This is a genomic window from Paraburkholderia sp. JHI2823 (assembly GCF_038900695.1).
In the GTDB taxonomy this organism is placed as follows: Bacteria; Pseudomonadota; Gammaproteobacteria; order Burkholderiales; family Burkholderiaceae; genus Paraburkholderia; species Paraburkholderia mimosarum.
In genome coordinates this window covers 1-4909 of record NZ_JAYMRY010000097.1, presented here as the reverse complement: position 1 = coordinate 4909, position 4909 = coordinate 1, and the positions used below count along the sequence as shown (strand labels likewise).

6 protein-coding genes and 1 pseudogene are annotated in these 4909 nt (G+C 63.0%); 6 read left to right on the top strand and 1 reads right to left on the bottom strand.

Translation table 11 applies throughout. From position 1 onward, the window contains the following. From VSR34_RS37345 to VSR34_RS37320, 6 genes and pseudogenes are all read left to right on the top strand, one after another. A pseudogene (locus tag VSR34_RS37345) lies at positions 1-308 on the top strand (threonine ammonia-lyase, biosynthetic); the annotation flags it as partial. Between the two features lie 182 nt (positions 309-490). Continuing rightward, positions 491-1480, top strand: coding sequence for an ABC transporter substrate-binding protein (locus VSR34_RS37340; RefSeq protein WP_028215553.1), 990 nt, complete (start codon positions 491-493; stop codon positions 1478-1480). A 24-nt stretch (positions 1481-1504) separates the two neighbouring features. After that, positions 1505-2479, top strand: a complete 975-nt coding sequence (locus VSR34_RS37335; protein ID WP_028215552.1) for a ribose ABC transporter — start codon at positions 1505-1507, stop codon at positions 2477-2479. Further along, positions 2476-3252: an ATP-binding cassette domain-containing protein gene (locus VSR34_RS37330; protein ID WP_028215551.1), complete on the top strand. Its 777-nt coding sequence runs from the start codon at positions 2476-2478 to the stop codon at positions 3250-3252. Before VSR34_RS37335 ends, VSR34_RS37330 begins: the two co-directional genes overlap by 4 nt. An 85-nt stretch (positions 3253-3337) precedes the next feature. After that, positions 3338-3691 carry a DOPA 4,5-dioxygenase family protein gene (locus VSR34_RS37325; RefSeq protein ID WP_028215550.1) on the top strand — a complete coding sequence of 118 codons (354 nt, stop codon included), beginning with the start codon at positions 3338-3340 and terminating at the stop codon, positions 3689-3691. A gap of 137 nt (positions 3692-3828) precedes the next feature. Further along, on the top strand, positions 3829-4059 hold the full coding sequence (locus VSR34_RS37320) for a hypothetical protein (RefSeq protein WP_081716337.1): 231 nt from the start codon (positions 3829-3831) through the stop codon (positions 4057-4059). A gap of 98 nt (positions 4060-4157) precedes the next feature. Here VSR34_RS37320 and VSR34_RS37315 read toward each other — a convergent pair whose 3' ends face one another. Beyond that, positions 4158-4595: a hypothetical protein gene (locus VSR34_RS37315; RefSeq protein WP_028215549.1), complete on the bottom strand. Its 438-nt coding sequence runs from the start codon at positions 4593-4595 to the stop codon at positions 4158-4160. Positions 4596-4909 lie beyond the last annotated feature (314 nt).

The window sequence follows — 4909 nt, the reverse complement described above, 5'->3', positions numbered from 1 at the left end:
AGCTCTCGAAGCAGCACATCCGCTACATGGTGGGCGGGCGCTCGCCTCTGGCACACGACGAGCGCCTGTTCCGCTTCGAGTTCCCCGAGCGCCCGGGCGCGCTCATGCGCTTCCTTTCGTCGATGGCGCCGAACTGGAACATCAGCCTCTTCCACTACCGCAACCAGGGCGCCGACTACAGCTCGATTCTCGTGGGCATCCAGGTGCCCGCAGCCGATGACGCCGAGTTCCGCCGCTTCCTCGCCACCCTCGGCTATCCGCATTGGGAAGAGACGGGCAATCCGGCGTATCGGTTGTTCCTGCAATGAAATAGTCAGTCGTCCCACAAATCGGGACGTCTGCATCCGACGCGCATAAACAGCTGAAAGCGTGCAGGAAAACACCAGGCCCCGTAGCAGTGCGCCTCAGTATACTGGGCGACTGCCGCCGGGCGTCGTCGCCTCGGGAAGATTGGGCGCCGTGCGTCGGACTCACCTGGAGGAAGACAACCATGTTGCGCAACGCTCTTCGCTGTCTGATGGCTTATTCCACGATCGCCGTTGCTGCGCTCGGCACGTTGCCCGGCGCGGCGCACGCAGATGCGGCGCATCCCGTGGTTGCCTTGTTGCCCGGCGTCACCGATCCCTTCTACTTCACGATGCACCGCGGCGCGGAACGCGCGGCGAAGGAAGACAACATCCAGTTGCTGTTCCAGGTGCCAAAGGCCTGGAACACCACTGAGCAGGTGCCTATTCTCAAGGCGTTCATCGCCAGGCACCCCGACGTGCTGCTTGTTTCGCCCGTGGACAAGCAGCAGCTCATCGGCCCGCTCAAAGAGGCCGCCGACGCCGGCATCAAGGTCATCACCGTCGACACCTATATCGGCGATGGCCACTATCAGACAGGCAAGGGCGACGCCGATTTCCCGCTTTCGTATATCGCTTCGGACAACCTGGAAGGTGGCCGGGTGGCGGCTCGCTCGCTCGCCAAGGCGATTGGCGACAGGGGCACCGTCTATTGCGAGAACAACAAGCCGGGCATCTCAAGCACCGATGCACGTGCGCAAGGCTTCATGGAAGAAATGAAGAAGCACCCCAACATCAAGGTGCTCGAAACACAATACAACGAGGACGACGCCAATCGCGCCGCTTCGCATGTCGCGGCGGTGCTCGCGCGCAATCCCGATCTCGCGGGCGTGTTCGGCGCCAACACGTTCTCGGGTGCCGGCGCGGCGCAAGGCGTGAAGAATGCGGGCAAGCAGGGTATGGTCAAGGTGGTCGTGTTCGACGCCGTGCCGGGCATCGACGAGCAGATCCGCAGCGGCCTCGTCGATATTGCCATTGCGCAGTTGCCCGATCAGATGGGCTATTACGCCGTGAAGTTCGCCGCTGACGTCATCCACGACAAGAAAATTCCCACCTACAAGGGCACGGGTTTCGTGGTGCTGGACAGGTCGAACATCGACAAGCCGGAGATGAAGCAGTACATCTACTCGAATTGAGCCACTCGAACTGAACCGGGCCACATGAACGACAAACGACTCGACAGGCTCGCGCTCGTCAGCAAAATCTGGCCGTGGCTCTTTCTCGGCTCGCTGCTCGTCTTTTTCGAGACGTGGGCGCGCATCTCGGCGCATCGGTCGTTCGTGTTCAACGCCTACAACCTGCAGTCGATCGGGCTTGCCGCGAGCGCGCCGCTGTTGCTCGCCATCGGTCAGACCTTCGTGATCATCACCGCCGGCATTGATCTTTCGGTGGGCTTCGTCATGGGACTCGCGGCTGTGTGCGTCGCGCAGTTTACGATCCCCGGCGGCGATACTCCGTGGATTCTGCTTCTGTCGATTCCGCTCACCATACTCGTGTGCCTGATCCCAGGCCTCGTGAATGGTGTGCTGATCGCACGGCTCGGCGTGCCGGCGTTCATCGGCACGCTCGGCATGTATGGCGTCGCGCGGGGCGTGGGCTTTCTCGCCGCGGGCAACGGCATGACCGTCTCCGTGAACAACCGGGGGCTCGCGTGGTTGGGCAGCGGCTGGACGCCCGTGGTTCTCACGGTTGTACTGCTCGTCGTCATGCATTTCGTGCTCTCGCAAACCCGATTTGGTCAGTACACCTATGCGATTGGCGGCAATCCGCAGTCGGCGATACGCGCGGGCATCAACGTGCGCCGCCATCTGGTCGCGATCTATCTCATCGCAGCGGTCTTCGCGGCGGTGGGCGGCATCGTCTACACGGCGCGCTTCGCCGCCGGCGCGGCAAACGCAGGCGAGCCCATGCTGCTCGATTCGATCGCGGCGGTCGTGATCGGCGGCGCGAGTCTCTTTGGTGGAACGGGCAACGTCGTTGGCACGCTGATCGGCGCGCTCATCATCGCCGTGATCGAGTTCGGGCTCGTGTTCATCGACGTCAATGCGTTCTGGCAATTCATCGTGGTCGGCATCGTCATCATTCTTTCGGTGCTGATCGACCAGTACAAGGGCAGGCTCGGAGGTGCCCAATGAGCGGCGCGATCGTCACGCCGATACTCGAGGCGCGTGACATCTCGATTCGGTTTGGCGGCGTGGAGGCGCTCAAGCGTGTCTCGCTGCGGCTCATGCCGGGCGAAGTGCTCGCGCTCGCGGGCGACAACGGCGCGGGAAAGTCGACGCTCATCAAGATTCTCTCGGGCGTCTATCGCGCCGATGGGGGCGATCTGCACTTCGAAGGCCGTCCGCTGCAACTGCGCGATCCGCAGGAAGCGCGCTCGCAAGGTATCGAAACCATCTATCAGGATCTCGCGCTTGCCGACAATCTCGACGTGGGCAGCAATATTTTCCTCGGCCGCGAGCCCGTGCGGCGCAGGTTCGGCTTGCAGCTGATCGATCGACCGCATATGGCGCGCGTTGCGCGCGAAGTGCTGGAGCGACTCGATATCGTGATTCCGCCGCGCAAGCTTGCGGGGCCCGTCAAAATGCTCTCGGGCGGGCAGCGGCAGGCCATAGCGATCGGCCGGGCGATCTACTGGAACGCGCGCGTGTTGATCATGGACGAGCCCACGGCGGCGCTTGGCGTGCCCGAACAGCGCAAGGTGATGGCGTTGATCCGTGCGCTCAAGGCACAGGGCGTAGCCGTGATCCTCATTTCGCACAACCTGCACGATATTTTTGCTGTGGCGGACCGCATTATCGTGCTGCGGCGCGGCGAAGTGGCGGGCGAGCGGCGTGTGGCCGAAACCGACGGCGACGAAATCGTGCGTCTGATGGTCGGCGACACGTATTCAGGCGCGGCGCCATGAAGCGTGGCGTTGTGCGTGGGCATGCACGGCGGGGGCGTTCGATGGACAATAGCGGCTCGAACCCGCATTGCAGTCCTGCATCGCCATGAACTACCTCGATCCCGCCGATATCACGAGCTGGCACGCGCACATCTATTTCGACGCGGCGACGCGCGAAGCCGCCTTGACCCTGCGCGAAGCAATCGAAGCCCGCTTCGGCGAGGTCGTGGAGATCGGGCGTTTCCACGAACGCCCGGTCGGGCCGCATCCGATGTGGTCGTATCAGCTCGCCATTCCGCGCGAGCGTTTCATGACAGTCTTCGAATGGCTCACGCTCAATCACGGCTCGCTCGACGTGTTCGTGCATCCGAACACGAGGGATGCGCTGCGCGACCATCGCGACGCCGCCGTGTGGATCGGCCGTTCGCACAGTCTAGATCTTGGTGTCCTTGGCGGCTGACTTCGTTTGTTAGCCCGCAGGCTGCAGCGCGCCGGGCTGGCGCGTGCTCGGAGCGTGTCATATCTGTCGGAAAGGAGCCCGGGATGAACCCCTCTGCATACTCATGACTTGCGCAATGCTGACCGGCGCATCCGGCAATGCACGACGACCTTGGTGCGCCGCAAAACAGCCTTGCGCTCATGCCGAACGCTGCACCCGGCAGCGAGTACCCGACTCACGGCAATCGCCAGGCTGGCGAAATGCCGGTTGGCCCCACGGATCCGCGTGGGCAACTCGCAAATGGCCACCCGAACAACGCGGAGGCAGGCGGTTATGGGGCGCCGTTGGCGGGCGTTCGCTCGGATGGTCAAAGCGCGCCTGGCAGGTGAGGAAGGCGTGCGTTCGCCGGCCCGCTGGCAGGTACCGTTCGGATCGTGGACACGATTTGCCTATCCCAGCGGGCCATCTATTCATGCGGGGGAGCGGTCTATTGATGCGACACGCTGAGCTTCACCCGCGTCGAACCGTCGCTCTGCGCCGTGATTTCGGTTCGGCTGCCGCGCTGCCCCAGGTAGAAGTGCTGGCGGCCTGGCGAATTCACGTCGTGTGTTGCGTCGGGCAGGCACGCGGCAATATCGGCGCCTAAGCCCTCCAGTGCGTTCGTCCCCGATCCAGCGTCGCGTGCACTCCAGACGCACTGATAGGTTGCGCCGGCTGTCGCACATTGCGCGTCGTCGCCGTAGGGCTGCGCAATGGCACGTCCGTCGGCGGGATTCAGTGAAGCGAAATGCTGCGGTGCAGCCGCGATGATGCGCTTTAGCGCGCCGCAGGGACTCGCACTGTCGTCTGCATAAGCGGCTATTGGCGCGCTCGATATGACGATGGTCGAACACAGCGTGATGATCCGTGCGATCGATGAATTCATGGAGCTCCGCTGCGTGAGCGCAGCGCCTCATCATGGCAGTGAAAGCGATGGTTGCAAGCGACGTGCCGGGAATAGCTTTGCAGACTGGCGCGAGAACGATCACCGCGCGGAGCGATGGGAAGAAGGGCTTGCAGCCCGCCGGCTGTAGCGTTAAGATTCGCCCCCTTCGCAGCTCGATGTCTCTGACGTCCGGGATGCGAAGGCCGCCGCGGAAACCGGCGGCACGCGAAGTCGGCGGCTTTTTCAGGCGGTAAGCGAAAAAAAGCAGTTGACGAAGCGGGAAAGAGTCTTCATAATCTCGTTTCTCTGCTGCT

Excerpts from the sequence above, each read along its gene's own strand:
- VSR34_RS37340 (WP_028215553.1), top strand. The coding sequence starts at position 491 with ATGTTGCGCAACGCTCTTCGCTGTCTGATGGCTTATTCCACGATCGCC.
- VSR34_RS37330 (WP_028215551.1), top strand. The coding sequence starts at position 2,476 with ATGAGCGGCGCGATCGTCACGCCGATACTCGAGGCGCGTGACATCTCG.
- VSR34_RS37335 (WP_028215552.1), top strand. The coding sequence starts at position 1,505 with ATGAACGACAAACGACTCGACAGGCTCGCGCTCGTCAGCAAAATCTGG.
- VSR34_RS37325 (WP_028215550.1), top strand. The coding sequence starts at position 3,338 with ATGAACTACCTCGATCCCGCCGATATCACGAGCTGGCACGCGCACATC.
- VSR34_RS37320 (WP_081716337.1), top strand. The coding sequence starts at position 3,829 with ATGCACGACGACCTTGGTGCGCCGCAAAACAGCCTTGCGCTCATGCCG.
- VSR34_RS37315 (WP_028215549.1), bottom strand. The coding sequence starts at position 4,595 with ATGAATTCATCGATCGCACGGATCATCACGCTGTGTTCGACCATCGTC.